Origin of the sequence: Vibrio sp. Y29_XK_CS5 (genome assembly GCF_024181835.1) — a bacterium.
Taxonomy (GTDB): domain Bacteria; phylum Pseudomonadota; class Gammaproteobacteria; order Enterobacterales; family Vibrionaceae; genus Vibrio; species Vibrio harveyi.
This window is the reverse complement of record NZ_JAMZAM010000001.1, coordinates 307,469-327,425: the sequence shown is the minus strand read 5'-3', so window position 1 is coordinate 327,425 and position 19,957 is coordinate 307,469. Positions and strand designations below refer to the sequence as shown.

18 protein-coding genes are annotated in these 19,957 nt (G+C 45.8%); 9 read left to right on the top strand and 9 right to left on the bottom strand.

Annotation, left to right across the window (positions count from 1 at the left end; genetic code table 11):
- Positions 1 to 211 precede the first annotated feature (211 nt).
- From NL647_RS01555 to NL647_RS01540, 4 genes are all read left to right on the top strand, one after another.
- The gene (locus NL647_RS01555; RefSeq protein WP_253649520.1) at positions 212 to 2,119 is read left to right on the top strand and encodes a fructose-specific PTS transporter subunit EIIC; all 1,908 of its coding nucleotides are present in this window, start codon (positions 212 to 214) and stop codon (positions 2,117 to 2,119) included.
- Positions 2,120 to 2,196: 77 nt separating this feature from the next.
- Positions 2,197 to 3,429 (top strand): mannose-6-phosphate isomerase, class I, encoded by a 1,233-nt coding sequence (manA, locus tag NL647_RS01550; protein ID WP_101960172.1) that lies wholly within the window; start codon positions 2,197 to 2,199, stop codon positions 3,427 to 3,429.
- Between the two features lie 201 nt (positions 3,430 to 3,630).
- The gene (locus NL647_RS01545) at positions 3,631 to 4,566 is read left to right on the top strand and encodes an ADP-ribosylglycohydrolase family protein (protein ID WP_132699167.1); all 936 of its coding nucleotides are present in this window, start codon (positions 3,631 to 3,633) and stop codon (positions 4,564 to 4,566) included.
- A gap of 144 nt (positions 4,567 to 4,710) precedes the next feature.
- The gene (locus tag NL647_RS01540) at positions 4,711 to 5,616 is read left to right on the top strand and encodes a LysR family transcriptional regulator (protein ID WP_253649519.1); all 906 of its coding nucleotides are present in this window, start codon (positions 4,711 to 4,713) and stop codon (positions 5,614 to 5,616) included.
- Between the two features lie 65 nt (positions 5,617 to 5,681).
- Here NL647_RS01540 and NL647_RS01535 read toward each other — a convergent pair whose 3' ends face one another.
- From NL647_RS01535 to norV, 6 genes are all read right to left on the bottom strand, one after another.
- Positions 5,682 to 6,677: an HlyD family secretion protein gene (locus NL647_RS01535; RefSeq protein WP_253649518.1), complete on the bottom strand. Its 996-nt coding sequence runs from the start codon at positions 6,675 to 6,677 to the stop codon at positions 5,682 to 5,684.
- Complete coding sequence (locus tag NL647_RS01530; protein ID WP_005451360.1) at positions 6,677 to 7,000, bottom strand: DUF3302 domain-containing protein; 324 nt, start codon at positions 6,998 to 7,000, stop codon at positions 6,677 to 6,679. The genes NL647_RS01535 and NL647_RS01530 overlap by 1 nt, the downstream gene beginning before the upstream one ends.
- Positions 7,001 to 7,426: 426 nt before the next feature.
- Complete coding sequence (locus NL647_RS01525; RefSeq protein WP_009697166.1) at positions 7,427 to 8,284, bottom strand: DUF2608 domain-containing protein; 858 nt, start codon at positions 8,282 to 8,284, stop codon at positions 7,427 to 7,429.
- A 330-nt stretch (positions 8,285 to 8,614) separates the two neighbouring features.
- Positions 8,615 to 8,953: a DUF1971 domain-containing protein gene (locus tag NL647_RS01520; RefSeq protein WP_253649517.1), complete on the bottom strand. Its 339-nt coding sequence runs from the start codon at positions 8,951 to 8,953 to the stop codon at positions 8,615 to 8,617.
- 42 nt (positions 8,954 to 8,995) lie between these two features.
- On the bottom strand, positions 8,996 to 10,144 hold the full coding sequence (norW, locus tag NL647_RS01515) for an NADH:flavorubredoxin reductase NorW (RefSeq protein ID WP_253649516.1): 1,149 nt from the start codon (positions 10,142 to 10,144) through the stop codon (positions 8,996 to 8,998).
- A 10-nt stretch (positions 10,145 to 10,154) separates the two neighbouring features.
- Positions 10,155 to 11,657: an anaerobic nitric oxide reductase flavorubredoxin gene (norV, locus tag NL647_RS01510; RefSeq protein WP_005451353.1), complete on the bottom strand. Its 1,503-nt coding sequence runs from the start codon at positions 11,655 to 11,657 to the stop codon at positions 10,155 to 10,157.
- A 190-nt stretch (positions 11,658 to 11,847) separates the two neighbouring features.
- On the opposite strand from norV, the gene norR reads away from it, so the two are divergent.
- From norR to NL647_RS01495, 3 genes are all read left to right on the top strand, one after another.
- Positions 11,848 to 13,380, top strand: a complete 1,533-nt coding sequence (gene norR / locus NL647_RS01505) for a nitric oxide reductase transcriptional regulator NorR (RefSeq protein ID WP_253649515.1) — start codon at positions 11,848 to 11,850, stop codon at positions 13,378 to 13,380.
- Positions 13,381 to 13,477: 97 nt separating this feature from the next.
- Positions 13,478 to 14,125: an HAD family phosphatase gene (locus NL647_RS01500; RefSeq protein ID WP_253649514.1), complete on the top strand. Its 648-nt coding sequence runs from the start codon at positions 13,478 to 13,480 to the stop codon at positions 14,123 to 14,125.
- 156 nt (positions 14,126 to 14,281) lie between these two features.
- Entirely contained in the window at positions 14,282 to 14,815 is a 534-nt protein-coding gene (locus NL647_RS01495; protein WP_009700145.1) for a cytochrome b, read from the top strand.
- 72 nt (positions 14,816 to 14,887) lie between these two features.
- Here NL647_RS01495 and NL647_RS01490 read toward each other — a convergent pair whose 3' ends face one another.
- Together NL647_RS01490 and NL647_RS01485 are read right to left on the bottom strand one after the other, a co-directional pair.
- Positions 14,888 to 15,802 carry a LysR family transcriptional regulator gene (locus NL647_RS01490; protein ID WP_005451346.1) on the bottom strand — a complete coding sequence of 305 codons (915 nt, stop codon included), beginning with the start codon at positions 15,800 to 15,802 and terminating at the stop codon, positions 14,888 to 14,890.
- A gap of 92 nt (positions 15,803 to 15,894) precedes the next feature.
- Complete coding sequence (locus tag NL647_RS01485; RefSeq protein ID WP_253649513.1) at positions 15,895 to 16,764, bottom strand: GyrI-like domain-containing protein; 870 nt, start codon at positions 16,762 to 16,764, stop codon at positions 15,895 to 15,897.
- Between the two features lie 124 nt (positions 16,765 to 16,888).
- Between NL647_RS01485 and NL647_RS01480 the strand changes: the two genes are divergently transcribed.
- Together NL647_RS01480 and NL647_RS01475 are read left to right on the top strand one after the other, a co-directional pair.
- Positions 16,889 to 18,037: a PLP-dependent aminotransferase family protein gene (locus tag NL647_RS01480; RefSeq protein ID WP_005451342.1), complete on the top strand. Its 1,149-nt coding sequence runs from the start codon at positions 16,889 to 16,891 to the stop codon at positions 18,035 to 18,037.
- A gap of 443 nt (positions 18,038 to 18,480) precedes the next feature.
- On the top strand, positions 18,481 to 19,527 hold the full coding sequence (locus NL647_RS01475) for a hypothetical protein (protein WP_253649512.1): 1,047 nt from the start codon (positions 18,481 to 18,483) through the stop codon (positions 19,525 to 19,527).
- 54 nt (positions 19,528 to 19,581) lie between these two features.
- Here NL647_RS01475 and NL647_RS01470 read toward each other — a convergent pair whose 3' ends face one another.
- Positions 19,582 to 19,908, bottom strand: coding sequence for a DUF4156 domain-containing protein (locus NL647_RS01470; RefSeq protein ID WP_005451338.1), 327 nt, complete (start codon positions 19,906 to 19,908; stop codon positions 19,582 to 19,584).
- Positions 19,909 to 19,957: the final 49 nt, after the last annotated feature.

Genomic DNA, 19,957 nt, shown 5'->3' with positions numbered 1-19,957 from the left:
TATGGGAGCAATAACACATTTCACTTATGGTTCACCGACTTCCACATAATGTCACAGATATGCAGTAAGTTTATCCAGTAGACGATCTACATCACACTCTAGTCGGGCGGTTACAATCGTCCAGTAAATGCATTTTTTCTTCACTACTGTCTCCGCTTGGTTAATTTCAAAATACCCCTGAAATAAAAATTATATTTATAGGGGTTCGACAATGATCACCAAACTAATAAATGAAGACTTGATTAAGCTTGATCTTCAAGCGACTTCAAAAGAAGACGTATTTAAAGAACTGGTTGCAGTTCTACACGCCCAAGGTCGTATTTCAGACCAAGAGCAATTTCTTGCAGATATAAAAGCACGTGAAGAATTAGGTAACACCGGATTTGAGGATGGCGTTGCTATCCCACACGCGAAAAGTGCCGCGGTCATCGAACCAGCGGTTGTGATCGGCGTAAGCAAATCAGGTATCGAATACGGCGCAGAAGACGGTTTGCCTTCAAAACTGTTCTTCATGATCGCTTCTCCAGACGGTGGCGATAACCACCATATCGAAGTTCTCGCAGAGCTGTCTTCAAAACTGATTGAAGATGGTTTCATTGATGCGTTCTTAGGTGCAGCAAACAGCCAAGACGCACTGGCACTTCTACTTGCTAAAGAAGAGCCTCAAGCAGTGACAGACACACCAGCAAACCAAGGCTTCATCATTGGTGTTACTGGTTGTCCTGCGGGCGTTGCGCACACTTACCTAGCGGCAGAAGCGCTAGAGAAAGGTGCAGCGGCGATGGGTTACGAAATCAAGGTTGAAACGAACGGTTCAATCGGTGTGAAAAACAGCCCAACCGCAGAAGAAATCGAACGTGCAGACGCAATCATCGTGGCATGTGACAAGCAAGTCGACATGAACCGCTTTGCGGGCAAACGCGTGGTTAAAACTAACGTAAAAGCTCCAATCCGCGATGCTCAAGGTCTGATTAACGAAGCGTTAAGCGCTCCAGAATACCAAGCAGAAGCAAGCAGCAATGCTCAAGCGTCTGTTGCAAACAAAGCCTCTCAGGCTCGCTCTGACCTGTACCGCTACTTGATGAACGGCGTATCACACATGATCCCATTCGTTGTAACGGGTGGTCTGTTGATTGCACTTGCTCTTGCAGTCGGTGGTCAGCCAAGTGAAGCGGGCATGGCTATTCCTGAAGGCAGCATGTGGAACCAAATCCTCAACGTAGGTGTGGTTGCCTTTACGCTGATGATCCCAATCCTTGCCGGTTACATTGCTTACGCGATTGCTGACCGTCCTGCTCTAGCTCCTGGCTTGATCGGTGGTTGGATTGCAAACAACGGTTCTTTCTACGGCGCAGACGCTGGTACAGGCTTTATCGGTGCCATCATCGCTGGTCTGCTTGTGGGTTACTTCGTGAAGTGGATTACGTCGATTAACTACCACAAATTCATTCAACCTTTAGTGCCAATCATGATTGCGCCAATCACAGGTTCGCTATTCATCGCTGGTCTTTTCATCTTCGTTATCGGCGCGCCAATCGCAAGCCTAATGGACGGTCTGACTGCGCTACTAACAAGCATGAGTACAGGTAACGTCGTTCTACTGGGTATCGTACTTGGTGGTATGGCTGGCTTCGATATGGGTGGTCCATTCAACAAGGTCGCGTTCCTATTCTCTGTGGGCATGATTGCGAGCGGTCAAACTCAATTTATGGGTGCAATGGCGTGTGCAATCCCTGTGGCACCTCTAGGCATGGCACTGGCAACAGCGCTTGGTCGTAAGTTCGACCTGTTCGAAGAATCAGAAACCGAAGCGGGCAAAGCAGCTGGTGCAATGGGTCTGGTTGGTATCTCTGAAGGTGCGATTCCGTTCGCAGCGCAAGATCCAATGTCAGTGATTCCTGCAAACGTACTTGGCTCAATGGTAGCGGCAGTAATGGCGTTCTCATTCGGCATTACCAACAGCGTTGCTCACGGCGGTCCAGTTGTGGCTCTACTTGGCGCGATGAACCACCCAGTACTTGCTCTGATTTGTATGGCAGCTGGCGCAGTAGTTACCGCAGTAACGTGTGTAACTCTGAAGAAAGTTCGCAAAGCAAAAATGATGCAAGCAGCCGCTTAATCACCCCTACCCCCAAATGGCTCCTATGGCTTGGGCAATGTCGCCCAAGCCATGATTTTCTCTCATGGTGACACTCTATGTCTGATTTAACGATGTCCGATACACAAACGATTCAAACTCAAGCTAAGCATCCGATGTTTTTCCTGATGAACAACGTGATTCAAAACTACGCTTGGGGCAGTACTACTTCTGTTAACCAACTGTTTGGCATTGAAAACCCAACGGGCGAACCACAAGCAGAAGTATGGATGGGCGCGCATCCAAACGGTTGCTCATTGGTGATGGTAAACGGTGAAGAGACCAAACTCTCTTCACTGATTGCTCAAGACATGAATGCCTTTCTGAGTGAAGAAGTCGCAAACCGTTTTGGTGAACTTCCATACCTGTTTAAAGTGCTTGCCGCTGAGAAAGCACTGTCGATTCAGGTTCATCCAAACAAACAACAAGCAGAGCTAGGCTTTGCACTGGAAGAAAAACAAGGCATTCCCCTAACCGCTGCAAACCGTAACTACAAAGATCCAAACCACAAACCTGAATTGGTTTACGCGCTAACCGAATACCAAGCGATGAATGGCTTCCGCCCAACCAGTGAAATCATCAGCTTCTTCTCTGAGCTGGCGATTCCTGAGCTGCAAGGCTTGGTGGATGACCTTATCGCAAACCAGACGCCAACAGGCTTGGCGACCTTCTTCTCGGGTCTACTATCACTAGAGGGCGAACAGAAAGAGATGGCGTTGACGGTGCTATTGGCTCAAGCTCGCATCACCGACTTACCTCTGTTCAACCTTATTCTTGAGCTAGAGAAGCAATACCCTGGCGATATTGGTTTGTTTGCACCACTGATGCTTAATGTGATTACCCTACAACCGGGTGATGCCATGTTCTTGGATGCAGAAACGCCACACGCTTACTTGAAAGGTACAGGTCTAGAGATCATGGCGAACTCAGACAACGTACTACGCGCAGGTCTGACACCAAAATACATGGACGTGAAAGAGCTTGTTGCGTGTACACGCTTCAACGAGAAGCCGTTCGACAGCCTATTGCTCGCACCAAACGAAATCGACGATATGTTGGAATACCCAATCCCAGTCGACGATTTCAAATTCGCCATCGTTAAACAAGCTCACCAGCGTACTCTAGAAGTTCAAACCGCTGAGATCCTTATGCCTCTGGATACCAAGCTTGTGCTAACTCACGCAAACGGCGAAACATGCGTAGTTGAAAAAGGACAATCAGTTTTCATTCCAGCTTACGCAAAACAGGTTACTTTGGATTGTGAAGGTCGTGTCGCACGCGCTTACAGCTAATCGTTATTATTGATAGTACGCCACTAAAACCAACGCCTCGCCACTCGCGGGGCGTTTTGCTTTTAACCTTAGTCTTTTTAACCCTAGTAAAGCAATGGTTAATTGAGCACTATAGTCTTGATCCAAAACAGAAAAATTTCCCTACAAAACCAAGAAACTGTGTAAGACTTATTGAGTAGCCCTGTTGATAAAGGTGGCAAGATGACTCATAGAAACGCTCGCTCTCTTCATGCCATTATCGGCGCACTCGTCGGTGATGCAGCATCTCTCGGATTTCATTGGCTTTACGATCAAGAACTCATCAGGCAGTTTGGTTCTCCGCATCCGGAATTTCACCAACCTAACCGAACTGAATACCATGACAAAGGTTATTTTGCCCACGGTAGTAAGCAAGTCGGTGACCTCACCCACTATGGTGCGCAGCTTGTTGCCATGTTAGATGCTCTGGTTCAAACCGGACACTACGACGAGGCGCGTTACATTCGCTCCTTTCGAGAATGGTTTGATTTTGGTGGTAAATGGCAGGGTTATACAGACAAACCGACTAAGCAAACACTGCTCAACATTCATGAGTTGGAAGCCAAAGAGCTACGCGTAACGCAATGTGGGGCTGACGACACGCAAAACCCTGCATTATCTAAGCTTCCGCCGTTGGTGGCTTTTCATTCAGATGATGACAAACTCGCTAAACTGGTCGATTCCGCCGTGCGGGTTACCAATAACAACGACACCGCAGTTATGTATGCCCAAGCTGTCGCAGTGATGATTCAGATGGCATTGCAAGGCGCTGCGCCCAAAGCGTGTGTAATGGCAGCTCAGACGGTTTCTCCAAAAATTGCTAGCGATATTCAACGAGCAGAAGCGATGAGCGGCAGAAGCGCCACCAGCGTTGCGGAGTCCGTTGGAATGCATTGCGGTTTAGACGCTTCATTTGTGGTGATTTGTCATTTGTTGATGAACTCAGAAAGCTACGAAACTACCATGCGTGAGAACATTTACTGTGGCGGCGATTCAAGTGGGCGAGCCATTCCGCTCGGTGCCATTCTCGGGGCAAGTTACTACGACACACCAATGTCGATTCCAAATCATTGGATGGATCAAACCGCGCTACCTCGGCGTTTACTGCAGTGTTTATAACCCTTTTCAACCAACGAAAAGCACAGAACCCAAAATCTGGTCTTTTCGTTGGTGATGATTTGAATCTCGCCTGACAGAAATAATCCTCGAAATCTTTACGCTATCCACCTACATTGAAGATAAAGCAAATCAAAGAGATAGCCTATGGACCTTAACTTGTTAAAAACGTTTGATGCGGTCATGAAATCAAAAAGCGTCAACGATGCCGCTACCGCATTAAACATCACTGCGCCCGCCGTGAGTCACGCACTCAACAAGTTAAGAGATCAATACCAAGATCCCCTCTTTGTTCGTCAAGGTAGAGGTATTGTGCCGACGAATTTCGCGATTGAGTTACACGCAGAAATCAAAGAGCCTTTGAGCCTATTGATCAACGGTTCGAAATCTCGTCAAGAATTCGCGCCAGAAACCAGCCAACGCACGTTTCGAATCTCTAGCCATAAAGACATCGATTTAATGCTCGTGCCAGCCTTGGCGAAATACAAATCCCAGCATGCGCCATTGGTGTCTATTGAAGCAGATGTGGAACACTTGAACGAACAAGACCGTCAAGACGATTTGAGACGCCGACGCGTGGACGTGATTCTTGCTACCGTGCCTTTGACGGATCATGGTTATCACAATGAATTGTTGTTTGAACAAGAACTTATGGTGACAATAAGCCAAGGTCACCCTCGTATTCAGGACGAGCTCACGTACGACGATTTCATGCGTGAATCTCATGTAACTTGGCGAACGCAGCGGCTCAACACCAACGCTTTAGACTCTTTGATTATCGAAGATACGCTTCCCCCGAGACAAGTGGCGTATTCCACCGGCTCGACCATGACAGCGCTACAGTTAGTGTCTCAAACCGATTGGATATGCGTCACCTCGCGTTGGTTCTCTGACAACTTGGCAAGCAAGCTCGGATTAAACGCTTTCCCTCTGCCTTTTGAAGCCAATAAGGTGCCTATTTACATGACTTGGCACCAATCACAAAAGAGCGACAAAGGACACGAATGGCTGAGGAATGCAATTAAACAGGCGGTCGCTCAATCCATTGAGTAACAGACGAACAATAGCAGTACACCCATAGAAAAATGGCAAAGCGTACTACCTTGCCCTTGATGTCATTAGCCTTCGAATAGCCAGTTTTGCCAACTCTGCATTCTCAGAATCACTTTACGTACGATACTGAACATTTCCCATTTCGGTGAGTACACCGCAACATGTGCATCTGTGCCGGATGGCAATGGCATGTCTTTTACCAAGTCTGGATTATCCAGTTCCACTTTCACTAAGATTCGACCACCAGCAGGAATTTGTTCTGGGTACTTCATATTGCCTGATGGTGATACCGCGCCTTGAGCAAAAATGTCATTCACTTGTGTCACATGCGCCTTGTAAGCATGACCGGGAATGGTATTGAAGGTCACTTCCGCCGGATAACCGACTTTCACGTATCGTGCTGGCGCTTGTTTAAATGCAGCAAACAGTTGTTTGTCTTCTTTGTGGACGAAGGTCAGGTTTCCTTGAAACGGCACAATGCGACTCTTCATCCCCGGACGCAGCGCCACTTGCGTGACATAGCCATCCGTTGGTGCGGTGACGGTGGTTTTGCCTAGTTTAAACTCAGCAACAGCTAACTCTGATTGATATTTGCTCTTATTTGCCTTTTGTTCCAGCAATTGGTTCTCAATATCGTCCACTTTCTCTTGAGAAGAATACCCCTTACGCCCTAACTTTTGGTATCTCTCCAGCTCCGCCTGATAGAACTCAATCGCTGATTCGGTACGACTGATATCACCTTGAATACGGCTCACTTTATCTTTGAACGGTGTATCGTCAATTTGATAGAGAGGGTCACCCGCTTTCACTTGTTGGTTTCCTTGCACATACACTTGAGTAACTATACCTTCTACCTGAGAAGTGATTGGTGTCGTCACACTGTACAAACGCGCCATGCGAGAAACGGGTTGATACATTGCCATATAGAGAAAAATCCATCCCACGATGAACATGCCAATAACGGATGCCGTGGTGAGTGTCCACTTGGTTTTAGGTACACGAAATACTCGAAATACGATAACGCACAGCGCTACGTAACTTAGGATGATAAGAGTTTCCATTATTCGCCCCCTCTCGCTTGCTCAAGTTGATTGATACGAACCAATAGTTGCTCATAATCTTGTTGAGATACCGAAGGCTTAGCACCTAACCAGTTTTGCTTCTCTCCGTCGTACATGGCTGCCCATATCCAAAGAAACGGCCAAATCACATGAAGAAAGAACAAGCTCACCCAACCGGCAATATGAATCGCATCGGCATGGGGATGGTTGCGCTTTTTTGCAATTTCGTAGGGTATATCATGTAAGGCTATCAATCCAAAAATCAGAATTAACAGCACCACAAATAAGATCGCCAGAGAGGCGTAGTCCAACATTAAATTCATTGTGGAAGCTCCTAGTTTAAGACGCTCTAGACGTTTAAGACGATCTAAACAATGCTAAAACGTAACTGAGTGATGACTTTCCTTAAGCTTGTCGCTCCGTCGCAATGAAGAAATTGTAGGATGAGGCTTACATCAGGACTATTGATTCCTATTTAAATGACAGTTTAGTGATATTTAATTGTCCATAAAATCATCAAGTTAGACCTCTATACCCATTCAAATCCTGAATGATTTCAGAATAAGCAGAACAGGATCGAATCTAGCTTTCTACAGGCAGAAAAAAAGCGATACCAACATTGATATCGCTTTGGATAAGGTTGCAAGACCAGTAAATAATCCGAAAAAATCGATTGGACCCCTCCATCTCTCTAAACGGGTATTAATAACCCGGCACAAGCAACAAACCTAAATCACTTTTTCACCTGGTTATTGACCCAAACAAGTGTCACCCATACGTGCAGGCGCAATCTGGTCCAGGACTTTGTTTAACGCTTTCCAATCACTCGCCATCTTATTTGCTTGTTCCTGTGTTAGTACTGCTCCATTTGCTGCAATACGGTCATGCTCTACTTTGGTATAGTGGAAGATTGTCATATCTACTGCTTTGTCATCTTTGTAGGCATTCTTCATATTGACGACGTTCTTCTCACTGTCATCAACAAACACAACGTCACTAAAGCTTTGATCTGTCTTATCTAAAATGTACTCAAGCATGGTGCCTTTGTTCATACCTGTGGTCATCATAATGCCATTGATGTAGCTCAGCGGGCGCTTGGGATTATCGATATAGATAGGCAGTGCGTCTGAACCTTTCTCTTTAAGCGCAGTGCGTGTCATATCAAATTGATTACGCATCATTTCACGCTCTGTGGCGTAACGATAATTTGGAGAACGAGACGTTAGAGCCATCACCGTTAGACCATCATCTTGCCAGCCGCGCAACATCGCAGGCACGCCATTTTCGATGGTTTTCATCGGTACTAGCTCGTACAGCATGCCGATAGAGTCTTGAAAAAGACAATCGACTTTATCGCCATCTTTCGGCTTCACATCCAATTTACCGCGTTGCCATTGGTACCAAATATCGCCCCCAATATCGGAAGTCGAAGTCAGCAAAGTATTGTCGATATCAACCACGATCAGTGGATTTTTCCCTGCTTCTTTCAGCTGATTTACTTTAGCCGCAACATCGTTAAAGTTGTTGGTATCTTTGACCTCCACATCTGCCATTGCGTTAGTTGCGAATGCCAGTGCGCAAAATAGAGCCACTTTTTTTAGCGTCATAGTATTTCCTTAAGTTGATTCTTTCCGAATAACTCGAGCTTTTCAATATTAATTACGTTATAACATAACAAAAATATCGTAACTTTTTGTTACATTCCAACTATATAATTGATATCCATCACATAAATGAGAGCACGGTTTCGTTTTAACGCTCTTCTCGTCGGAGTTCTGTGTACGCAAACCATTATTCAACATCATTTGTAATCGTCGTAAAGTAAGAGACAAAAAAGAGCAGAGACGAATCTCTGCTCTTTTGCCTACGCTTAATGCATAGTGTGATAGTAAACGCTTCTTCCCGACAAATTAGCGCTGTATTCACTTCTGTATGCGTTATTTCTTCGCGTGGAACATCGCTTGCCCACTCTTATCTTTGTTCGACCAGAAATTGATGTTGAACTGAGCATCATCGCTCATCTCAATTCGGTGCCAATATTGCGGAGGACTGGTAGCAAACTGGCCTGCATTAATCACCACCACCAATTCTGCTTCTGCGGCATTTTCATCAGCAAAGCCGTAGTAAGTCACTTGCCCTTCCATGACACACAGCTGCCCAAACACACCCTCAGCGGTATTATGATGAGTCAGTAGCGCTGGTGGCACATTGTCTTTAGTGAAGAAAGGCGTTGAACGTTGAACAGTCCAGTCTTTAGGAATTCGTAAGTGCGACATAATGATACCCTCTCTAATTACAATTCTTTTCGTTTAAATCGGTTAAGCCTGACCGGCTTGAGACAACTCTCGAAGTAATGGAAATGCTTGGCTGACTTGTTCGCCCGTCACGACGAAGCCCTTGAGTCGGCTATTTTCATCTTCAGCCTTTGCGGCAATACCAGTTTGAGAAATCTGCACGCTCCAGTTCGTTACCGAACTAAAATCGCCCGCTAATTGAATTGGGTAGCTCGGCGTTTTCACCTTTACCATCATAGGTGGTAGTTTCAACTCTGCTTCTTGCCCCAGTAGCTGTTTGCCTAACACATTGGCACTTAGCACGATCGGTTGGAGATACGGCATCATTCGACCTTGGATCTCGGCGCAATCGCCTAATGCAAATACATTGGCTACTGATGTCTGTAATCGAGCATCCACCTTGATGCCTTTATTGACGCACACCCCACAAGCCTTCGCTAACCAAGTGTTAGCACGTAAACCCGCCGCTGAAATCACTACATCGGCTTCGATTGCATTACCTTTGCTCACGCTTGCTACCAGCGAATCATCTGAGTGATTGATCGCGACAACCCCAGTCTCCAAAGCAAGTTGAATACCTTGCTGCTTAAGTTGGCTTTCGAGCGGTAATGCAACGAATTCAGGAATCAGGTTAGCGAGCAAACGGGGATTTGGCTCAACCACCGTAGCCGCTTTACCACTGGTCGCGAGATCCATGGCAATCTCGACGCCGATCAACCCACCACCAATCACTAAAACACGTTTCGCACGGCTAATTTTCTCTTCTGCCAATTGGTATTCTTGGAGTGAATTTAACGTGAGCACCTCAGATGCCGCATTGCCTGACATCGGTGGCACAAAGGCTCTCGCACCTGTCGCAAATACCAATTTGGAGTAAGGATAGACTTGACCATTGACTACCACTTGCTGAGCTTGCACATCGACATGCTCAATCATGGTATGGGCAAATAACTCAATGTTGTGTTCCTGTGCAAACGCTTCTCCACTCTTAACCACTAGGTCCTGGGCGGTTTGCTTATTGCTAAATACATGACTCAAATCAGGCTTGTTGTATTCCGCGCCATCATCAGCAGTAAACACTTGTAGCGGAATATGTGCGTCCATTCGACGCACTGTTTTCACCAATTGGTAAGCCGCAAAGCCGCTACCAATAATCACAATAGGAGCTTGCATATTCGCCCCCTTACCCGTTGTATTCGACAAAAACGTCTTTACCCAAGTGGCATTCTGGGCACAAGAAGTAATCTGGCACTTCAGTCCAAGCCGTACCTGGTTCAACACCTTGATTAGGCTCACCTTTAGCTGGGTCGTAAACCCAATTGCAAACCGTACAAACCATGCATTGACAATCTGCAGGATGCGCCTCGGTACTAGGGTTACTAGGAGCAGCATCTACCACAGCTTGTGTTGCTACTTGTGCAGCGGGTTGTGATTGAACTTGTGGTGCAGACGCAGCAATCGTCGGTGCAAAAACAGGGCTCGTCAGGTCATGCTTCGCCCACAATTTCGCGATGTTCTGACCATGTTCGCGACATTCACGCATCGCTTTACCATCTGGTCGCCATTTGGTTTTCAAGCTCACCGCCGTTTCAAAGCCTGCGTCAGTCAATCGAGCATGGATACGATCCACCGCACCACCGTTCCAACCGTAGCTACCGAACGCAGCGGCTTTCTTCGCTTTAAAGCGCAGACCGGTAATTTCTTCTAACATGCCTGCGATCTTCGGCATCATGACGTTATTCATCGTAGATGAACCAACTAAGATACCTTTTGAGCGGAATACATTGGCGAGAATTTCATTCTTATCGTGCTTAGAGACATTAAAGACTTTAACCGCCACACCAGGATCGACATCGTGAATGCCCTGCGCAATGGCATCTGCCATCATTCGGGTGTTATTTGACATAGAATCGTAGAAAATCGTAATGCGATCTTCTTGATAATTGTCTGCCCACGCCAAGTATTGCTCGATGATTTGAACCGGATTATCGCGCCATACAATACCGTGTGACGTTGCGATCATGTCGACAGGCAAGTTGAAGCTCAGTACTTCTTTGATTTTAGCGGTTACCAAGCTGCTAAATGGCGTTAGGATGTTTGAGTAGTAACGCAAACACTGCTCCATCAATTCATTTTGGTCCACTTCATCATTGAACAGACGTTCATCGCAGTAGTGCTGACCAAATGCGTCGTTACTGAATAGCACCGCATCGCCCGTTAGGTATGTCATCATGCTGTCCGGCCAATGCAGCATTGGCGCTTCCACAAACACCAGTTGCTTGCCATTACCGATATCGATACTGTCGCCCGTTTTTACGGTTTTGAAGTTCCACTCGGGATGGTGGTGATGACCAACGATGGAGTCAATCGCCGCTTCTGTACAGTAAATTGGCGTGTTCGGAATCTTCTCCATCAATGCAGACAATGCGCCCGAGTGATCTTCTTCTGCATGGTTTACCACGATAAAGTCGATAGACTTAAGGTCGATTTCCATCTCTAAATTTTGGATGAATTGTTGACTGAATCGATGATCGACCGTATCAATCAGTACGGTTTTCTCTTCACGAATTAGATAACTGTTGTAGCTGGTACCTTTTGTCATTTTGTATTCTGTACCATGGAAGTCCTGAACTTCCCAATCGCGCTGACCTACCCAATGAATGTTGTTTTTTACGTGAATTGTCATAATTACTACCTTGAATGACGAAATAAATAAGAAGAACTGACTTTTATATTGCATCGGGCATGCCAACTTTTTACTTCCTTTATTTTCAACAAGTTAAAACAAAATCAACAATAAAGACTGTCATTAAGACACAGTTGAAAATTGTCATTAAGACACTACAATAGTCATATTGACACAATTGGTATTGGTTATGACTTCTTTAATCGCGCAGTGGCTACACATCACGCAAGACCTTAACTCGGCACTCACTCAGCAAGCTCGTTTTGATACGTTGTTGACCACGATTCGAGAGGTATTAAAGTGTGACTCTTCGGCCCTTCTTTTGTATGAAGATCAGCACTTTAAGCCATTAGCGATCAATGGTTTGGCAGAAGAAGTGCTGGGACGCCGTTTCTCCATTGAGCAGCACCCAAGGTTAGAAGCCATTGCCCGAGCTGGCGACATTGTGCGCTTTCCCTCTGACAGCGACTTACCTGATCCTTACGACGGCTTGATTCCAAACCACGATGACAAACTGCATGTCCATTCCTGCATTGGTTTACCTTTGCTGATCGACGATCAACTCATTGGTGCTATTACGATTGACGCCTTCGACCCCAACCAATTTGATGGGTTGCGTAACCAAGAATTACGTTTTGTTAGTGCATTAGCCGCAGGTGGCTTACATACAGCTCTACTGTTAGAGCAACTAGAAACTCAAACGAGCCTGCCACGTGATTCCTACGCCGAAAAACGCACCTTGAGCAACGAAATCATTGGCAACTCTCAGGGGATGAAGAATCTTCAAGAACAAATAGATGCAGTCGCCGATACCGAGTTGTCTGTACTGATCATGGGTGAGACTGGCGTGGGTAAAGAGTTGGTCGCCAGTGCTATTCACCATCGCTCCAATCGTTCCAGCAATACCTTGGTTTACCTCAACTGTGCGGCTCTGCCTGAGTCCGTAGCAGAGAGCGAACTGTTTGGGCACATCAAAGGCGCATTTACGGGCGCAATCAGTAATCGTAAGGGTAAATTCGAACAAGCAGATGGCGGCACACTGTTTTTGGATGAAGTCGGTGAACTGTCATTAGAGCTACAAGCCAAGTTACTTCGAGCCCTACAATACGGCGACATCCAACGAGTGGGTGACGACCGTCATATCCGAGTCAATACACGCATTGTCGCCGCCACCAACCGTATTTTGCATGAAGAAGTCACCGCTGGGCGTTTTCGAGCCGACTTATATCACCGCCTAAGCGTCTTCCCACTTCATGTGCCACCTCTTCGCGAACGCGAGGATGATGTAGTGTTGCTAGCGGGCTTCTTTGCTGAACACTTGAGAAGTAAGCTCGGATTGAACAGCATTCGCTTGTCCCCTACGCTCGTTCACGCACTTAAGGATTATTCGTGGCCAGGCAACGTTCGAGAACTCGAACATGTCATCAAACGGGCTGGAGTTTTGGCAAAAGCACGCACCCATTCCATGGATATTGAGTTAGTCGAACAAGATTTTGATATTCGAACGCCGAATCAGAACATCAAGAACGTTAAAGAAACGAAACAAAACTCTCGCTTAGAGCTGCCAGAAGGCGGATTAAAACCAGCCACAGACGCATTCCAAAAAGCGATGATTATTCGAGCACTGGAAGAGAACCAAGGTAACTGGGCAGCAACGGCACGTCAACTTGAGCTGGATAACGGTAATTTGCACCGTTTAGCAAAACGCTTAGGAATAAAATAAGGATTGAGTAAAAAGCATGTGAGATGGTGGAATTCCACAAGAAAATCGTTTTCGCTTATGTCAAAATGCGCCATCTCAATCGACAAGTCATAACGTAATGAATTTTCAAGCAGCTATTTTTGACATGGATGGTTTACTCCTCGATACGGAACGTGTGTGCATGCGCATTTTCCAAGAAGCGTGTGAAGCACAAAACCTCCTATTCTATAAAGACGTTTACCTTTCAATCATTGGTCGCAATGCAGCCGGCATTGAAGTGATTTTCCGCAAAGCTTATGGGGATGATCTTGATCGCTTACACAAAGAATGGCGCGACCGATACGATGCGGTAGTTAAACACCAAGCCATTCCGGTCAAAGAAGGAGTGATTGAGCTACTTGAATGGTTGAAAGAGCAAGGGTTACCCATTGCTGTTGCCACTTCTACAGCAAAAGAAGTGGCGAAAAAGAAGTTGGAATTGGCAGGTTTGAGCCAGTATTTCGACAACTTAACTACCGGCTGTGAAGTTTCACACGGTAAACCCGATCCAGAAATTTATTTGCTTGCGGCAAGTCGTTTAGACATAGAACCAACCAAATGTCTCGCCTTTGAAGATTCAAATAATGGCGTTCGTGCTGCTGTTGCTGCCAACATGGTAACTTTCCAAATCCCAGACCTCGTTGAACCTTGTGAAGAAGTGCGTGGATTTGGTCATGCGATCGTTCCTTCACTGCACCACGCTCTCGCTGAGTTAAAGCAAGGCTAAGCAATTTTTGCTCATTGAATTAACGCAAAACGCTCCAACTTTCGGAGCGTTTTTTGTGAACAAAATTTACCCAACTTTACACTGACATGTGTAGTTCTATTCACAACATTAATGGATAATCGTTCGTATAACCACAAAGAAAAAGAGGATTATCTTATGCTCAACAAAACACCTTTAACTTGGCAAACTATCGCTTTGCACTGGGTAACTGGACTCGCTTTTATTGGTGTGTTCGCACTTGGTTTATACATGGTGGATTTACCACGCAGCCCAGTAAAATTCGAATGGTACGGGATTCATAAATCGCTAGGCGCTATCCTTTTAGTTATCGCTCTTGCTCGTCTAGTGTGGCGCTTAAAAGAAGGCGCTCTACCACCAGCTTCTGAGATGCCAGCATGGCAAGACAAAGCAGCCAAGGCAGTCCACGGTATTCTACTGTTAGCCACCTTAGCAATGCCTATCTCTGGTATTGCTATGAGTGCTGGCGGTGGTCGAGCTGTTGATATTTTCGGGTGGGTGATCATCGCAGAAGGCGCAGAAACACCTTGGCTGCAAGAGCTTGGCTCAACGATTCATCACTCTGCGGTAGAAGTGCTCATCTTAGTGTTTGTTTTGCACGTTGCTGGCGCTATCAAACACCAAGTGATCGATAAGGATGGCACCATCTCACGTATGCTTGGTCGCAGCTAATCTTCTTAATTTTATGAGAAAAAACGCCACTTAATGCGAATTAAGTGGCGTTTCCATTGAATATTATTCAGGCTACTTTTGCTGTTCTGCCAGTTCAAGCTCCCAATAAGGCGGTTGACCGTAATACTCCGCGAAATAGTCAATAAACGCTCGAACTTTAGGGGCGATCAGGCGAGAGCTCGGGTAGACCGCCCAGATACTCGCATTCATCACTAATGGATAGTCTTGTAATATTTCGACTAACTCGCCTTTTTGTAGCTGTTTGTATACGCTCCAAATCGAGTTAATTGAAACCCCGAGCCCATCAATGCAAGCATCACGCATTGCATCACCATTATCGGTTCTAAAGCTGCCAGAAGCGCGCATCGAGTACTGCCCTTCTGGGGTTTCAAATACCCAGTTCTCCAAACCAGCCAAAGTCACACATTCATGATTTACAAGCTCTTCTGGCGATTGAGGTGTGCCATGCTGCGCCAAATACTCCGGTGACGCGACAACAATACGACGATCTGGAGCAAGTTTGCGTGCCACCAGAGACGAGTCTTTCAGCTCGGCAAGGCGAACAGCAACATCGAAGCCACCTTCCACCATGTCGATAATCGAATCGGAGAAGCGAAAATCAATGGTCAGCTCTGGGTACTTTGCCATAAACCCTTTAAGTGCTGGCACTAAATGCAAGCGCCCAAAAGATGCAGATGCGGTGACTCGTAACGTCCCTGTTGGCGCCTTGTGACCAACACCTACAGCACCTCGTGCCGCTTCAACCGTTGCCAACACTTCCTCAGCATGAGGTAAGAATGCCTGCCCCTCTTCTGTTAACGAGACCTTGCGCGTGGTTCGATGTACGAGGCGCACACCCAAACCTTCTTCCAATTTATTAATATGGGCACTAGCAACCGCAGGAGATAATCCCAGCTCTTGTCCCGCCATACTGATATTGTGGGTCGATGCTAAACGAACGAAAAGTTTTAGATGTTCTATGTTCATTTTATTTTCAACTTATTCTATAAAGTCTGAGGTTATTAATGGCTATTTTCTTCCCACACAATAGTAAAGCATTCAATTTGAAGCAAAGACTTTTAGAAGAAACTGATAGGTAAATAGAAATCTAACTCGAAGACTTCTTCGTGATTAAGAAAATGGTTTTTATGATAGTGCACATAAGCAGGTGTCGAACGTTGCTTAAAACCAGAGTTAGGTAACCACTTTTCCAATACCATGCTGATTTGCGGCAAAAGCTCACCATAGACGCCTGTTAATCGGAACACCGCGTGTAAGCCACCTGGAATGGTCATTTGATTCACCACACCACGGTATTTAAGCGGTTTATCAATCGCCATGCACGCGACATAGCGACACTTATCCAGCTCTACCCAAGCAGGGTTGGAATGGTGCAAACCATATTGAGTAGAGAAATCACGCTGCTCAGAGTTCGCCCACGCTTTCAGCACCAGCCACGCATTACGAATCGAACGGTTGTAACCTTCATGGCGAACGTACGCAGCAAAGCGTTGTGGAACTTCAATAATCTTTGGCTCTGGTAGAGTGCGCTTTGCGACTCGATGATACCCTGCTGCCACTTCCGGATCCTTCAAATACGGCTTTTCTGCCACATGAAGGTCATGCTTACGCCATGCTCCTGGAGACAATTCAAACGTCGCTTTAAAAGCACGACTAAAAGACGACACTGAGCTGAAACCACACTTATTAGCGATTTCCAATACCGACGATTTAGTATCAAACATCAACTGGTTTGCTGCGTATTCCATTCGCGTACGACGTATGTATTGATGAATAGACTCACCCACTACATCTTTAAATACACGGTGGAAGTGCTGTTCAGAATACGCCGCTACATCAGCTAGCTCTTTGGCGGATAATTCTCTACTGATGTCTTGATGAATATAGAACAGCACGTCATTGATTCTGGAAACCTGTTGCTGGCTCATAACTTATCGCTTTAATGAAATAGCATAAATGGACATGTTTAACAGCATAAATGGACACACCTTAGTTAGCAAATCCCATGTACTATCTTTCACATAAAATTAAAAAATACGAGAAACACAACACATGGAAATCGCACAGTCACTGCAACAAGTAAAGTCATCGTACATTCGAGAGATCCTCGCTGCCGCTAGCGATAAAAACGTCATCTCACTTGCTGGTGGTTTGCCAGATGAAAAAACCTTTCCTATCGAGCTGATGAAGCCAACATTAGAGAACTTGGCAAACATGCCTGAAGTTTTCCAATACGGTTCAACGGCAGGCTATGGACCACTACTAAACTTCCTAAACGGTTACTTCAAACTGCCTGAAACACACACTGCGATGATCACTACTGGCTCCCAACAAGGTTTGGATTTGATCGCACGTGCTTACGTGAATCCAGGTGACAAAGTCGTGATGGAAGCGCCAAGTTACTTGGGTGCCATGCAGGTGTTTGGTTTGGTTCAAGCAAACATCGTTACCGTTTCTCAAACAGAATTTGGTCCAAACCTTGATGAGCTGGAGCAATGCTTCGCTAAGCAACAACCGAAGATGTTCTACGCCGTGCCAGATTTCCATAACCCAACAGGTGTTTGCTGGGCACTGGAAACACGCCAAAAGGTTGCGGAGCTTTGTATTCAATACAACGTGGCTTTCATTGAAGATGCACCATACCGCGAGTTACGCTTCTCTGGTGAAGCTCTGCCATTGGTATCTGACTTCTGCCCACAAAACTCTATCGTGTTGCGTTCTTTCTCTAAGATCGCTTCTCCGGGTTTACGAATCGGTGTTGTAACGGGTAAAACCAGCTACCTAGAGCCACTGATTAAAATCAAACAGGGTGCAGACCTGCATTCTAGCGTGCCTATGCAAGCCCTGTTGCACGGTCTATTGCAACACGATAACTTTGCAACCCACATCTCTACTATTTGTGAGCTATACAAATCGCGCTACGACGTGATGTATGCAGAATTAGAAAAACAGCTTCCGACAAGTTGTGTATTGAAACCGGTTGATGGCGGCATGTTCGTATGGGTGGAGATTCCAGAGTGCGATACGTTTGAGCTAGCGAAGTCATTGCTTGCGAACGGTGTAGCTGTCGTACCGAGCCCAGTGTTCTACCCAGAAGGTTCAGAAGTAAAAGCAGCGCTTCGCTTGAACTTCACCAACGCAACACCTGATGAACTCAGAGTTGCCGTAACCCGTTTAGCTGATGTACTGAACGCGCTGTAATCCGAATTCCCCTTTAGAATCCAATCACCTGCCTTTGGGATGCGAATTAAGTCCCAAAGGCAGCAGTATAAAAAGTTCCCTAAAAAATTTATTTTTTTCTCTCAAAATCAACTCTCTAGCTTAAGTGTCTGTTTTCGCTTGATCCTCGCACTATCGCAAAAAATAGATCTCGATCACGTATTTGAAGCTTGGAAAGGTTACGTCTATCTTTCAGAAAAAAGACATCGCCCTTGCAGCATCATCTGCGAATTCAAACACTTTTGATCGTGATGGCTTATCACCATCGAAAGTCGAGCTGACACCATCAGCAATGTCGTCTTGTGAAGATGAAGATGAACGTGGTGAGGACGCAATTACAACCATTCTGAATGTCGCTATACCAATCCGCGATTGGTCTTATACACGTCGGCTTAGCGCATCATATTACAGAGGGGTTTATCAGGATGAACAATCGACCATCGAAAGGACTCGTCGTCACGGGCTTGTCCGCCATGCTTTCTCTCGCAGCCATACAAACAGCGCATGCGGGCAATTCACCAAACTGTAGCGACGTACTAGCGGGTAACAAGACCGCCGCTTCTCAGAAAATGACGATATTGCTGGGTGAAGACATCACCAAATCAAATCTAATCACTACTGTTGTCCCAGCAAAAAATAATCCGTTTGTGACCGAAGAGCTTGTCTCTGTCTCTAACAATGTTTCACCAAATGGACCGTTATCCAAGCAGTCATTAGAAGAAATCAAGCAAGTACGAGAAAACATCGAAAAAGCAGGCGTAGAAGTGAGTAAGCTTCAAGGGACTTTTGAAGTAGCGTTTGTGAGCCTTATTGACGGGCACTGCCAGTTCTCAACCAACCAACTCACTACGCATGCAAAAATCGATTTTGACCATTTAGAGGGGTTAACTGCATTTTCAATACCAGCTCTGCTAACAATGGTCGATAAGTCTTATTCGATGGCAGAAAAACGTATTGCTGAAGAAGAAGCGAAGCTCGCAGAAGAAAAGGCGCGCCAAGAAGAAGTAGAACGTGAGAAAGAGAGACAGCAAGAGTTAGCGGCAGCAGCAGCAGCTCGCTATCAAGACCCAAATGTTTTGGTTAAAGTTGAAAAGTTCGATGGCTCCAATGTGACCTTCTCTGTGACTAACCTATCCGCTGATGGTGAACTACAACCAAACTTCAATACGTTTAGGGCATACCAAACAGACAAAGGTGAACTTATCTACAAATCAGAATCCTTGTTGAGCTTAGTGGACAGCGAGGGAAATGGTCTAACAACCGTGGGAATCGCTGAACTCGGTCCAGAAAGCGGAACTGATCTGGTGATTGCTCCGGGAGAAACACGCACTTTCATTACCAGTATCGAGTCGGAAGTCGCATCCGAAATGAAGCTTAGCCTGGAATTTCCTGCGAAGGTGTTGAATACCGACGAAGCATTCTCGGTGTCATTTACTGATGCGGTCGCCATAGCAACGGCGGGCTTGAATTAGATAGCAAAATTGACGATTACACAAAAACAAAAGCAGACCTCAGGTCTGCTTTTATTAGTTCTGGCATTTATACGCGTTAGCGAACATTGTCACTGAGCTCGAAAAACCAAGCGGTTGGTACAAATAAAGAGTGTCACCCCCCAGTTCAGCAGCTTTGATACGCATTTGGTTCAGCGTTCCCCAAACCATATCTTTGTCCGCATGCAACCAGTAGTCATAGAAGTGACCTTCTGAACCGATCACTGTACCTAAATGTTGGCAGTTCGCGATTGCGTTTGCGTCATCCCAAATCACTTTTACTTGTTCAGATTCTTGTGTTGGGAACGTCACACAGCCAGTTAATAACGCTGCTAATGCTGCACCAGTCATTAACTTTTTCATAATTTCATCGCCTTAGAATTAAATCGTCTGCGGATTCTATTTATCGTTT

Coding starts and splice junctions, on each gene's coding strand:
- NL647_RS01500 (WP_253649514.1), top strand. CDS start 13,478: ATGAATTTTCAAGCAGCTATTTTTGACATGGATGGTTTACTCCTCGAT.
- norR (WP_253649515.1), top strand. CDS start 11,848: ATGACTTCTTTAATCGCGCAGTGGCTACACATCACGCAAGACCTTAAC.
- NL647_RS01480 (WP_005451342.1), top strand. CDS start 16,889: ATGGAAATCGCACAGTCACTGCAACAAGTAAAGTCATCGTACATTCGA.
- NL647_RS01490 (WP_005451346.1), bottom strand. CDS start 15,802: ATGAACATAGAACATCTAAAACTTTTCGTTCGTTTAGCATCGACCCAC.
- NL647_RS01525 (WP_009697166.1), bottom strand. CDS start 8,284: ATGACGCTAAAAAAAGTGGCTCTATTTTGCGCACTGGCATTCGCAACT.
- NL647_RS01545 (WP_132699167.1), top strand. CDS start 3,631: ATGACTCATAGAAACGCTCGCTCTCTTCATGCCATTATCGGCGCACTC.
- NL647_RS01475 (WP_253649512.1), top strand. CDS start 18,481: ATGAACAATCGACCATCGAAAGGACTCGTCGTCACGGGCTTGTCCGCC.
- manA (WP_101960172.1), top strand. CDS start 2,197: ATGTCTGATTTAACGATGTCCGATACACAAACGATTCAAACTCAAGCT.
- NL647_RS01495 (WP_009700145.1), top strand. CDS start 14,282: ATGCTCAACAAAACACCTTTAACTTGGCAAACTATCGCTTTGCACTGG.
- NL647_RS01555 (WP_253649520.1), top strand. CDS start 212: ATGATCACCAAACTAATAAATGAAGACTTGATTAAGCTTGATCTTCAA.
- norV (WP_005451353.1), bottom strand. CDS start 11,657: ATGACAATTCACGTAAAAAACAACATTCATTGGGTAGGTCAGCGCGAT.
- NL647_RS01470 (WP_005451338.1), bottom strand. CDS start 19,908: ATGAAAAAGTTAATGACTGGTGCAGCATTAGCAGCGTTATTAACTGGC.
- NL647_RS01530 (WP_005451360.1), bottom strand. CDS start 7,000: ATGAATTTAATGTTGGACTACGCCTCTCTGGCGATCTTATTTGTGGTG.
- NL647_RS01540 (WP_253649519.1), top strand. CDS start 4,711: ATGGACCTTAACTTGTTAAAAACGTTTGATGCGGTCATGAAATCAAAA.
- NL647_RS01485 (WP_253649513.1), bottom strand. CDS start 16,764: ATGAGCCAGCAACAGGTTTCCAGAATCAATGACGTGCTGTTCTATATT.
- NL647_RS01520 (WP_253649517.1), bottom strand. CDS start 8,953: ATGTCGCACTTACGAATTCCTAAAGACTGGACTGTTCAACGTTCAACG.
- norW (WP_253649516.1), bottom strand. CDS start 10,144: ATGCAAGCTCCTATTGTGATTATTGGTAGCGGCTTTGCGGCTTACCAA.
- NL647_RS01535 (WP_253649518.1), bottom strand. CDS start 6,677: ATGGAAACTCTTATCATCCTAAGTTACGTAGCGCTGTGCGTTATCGTA.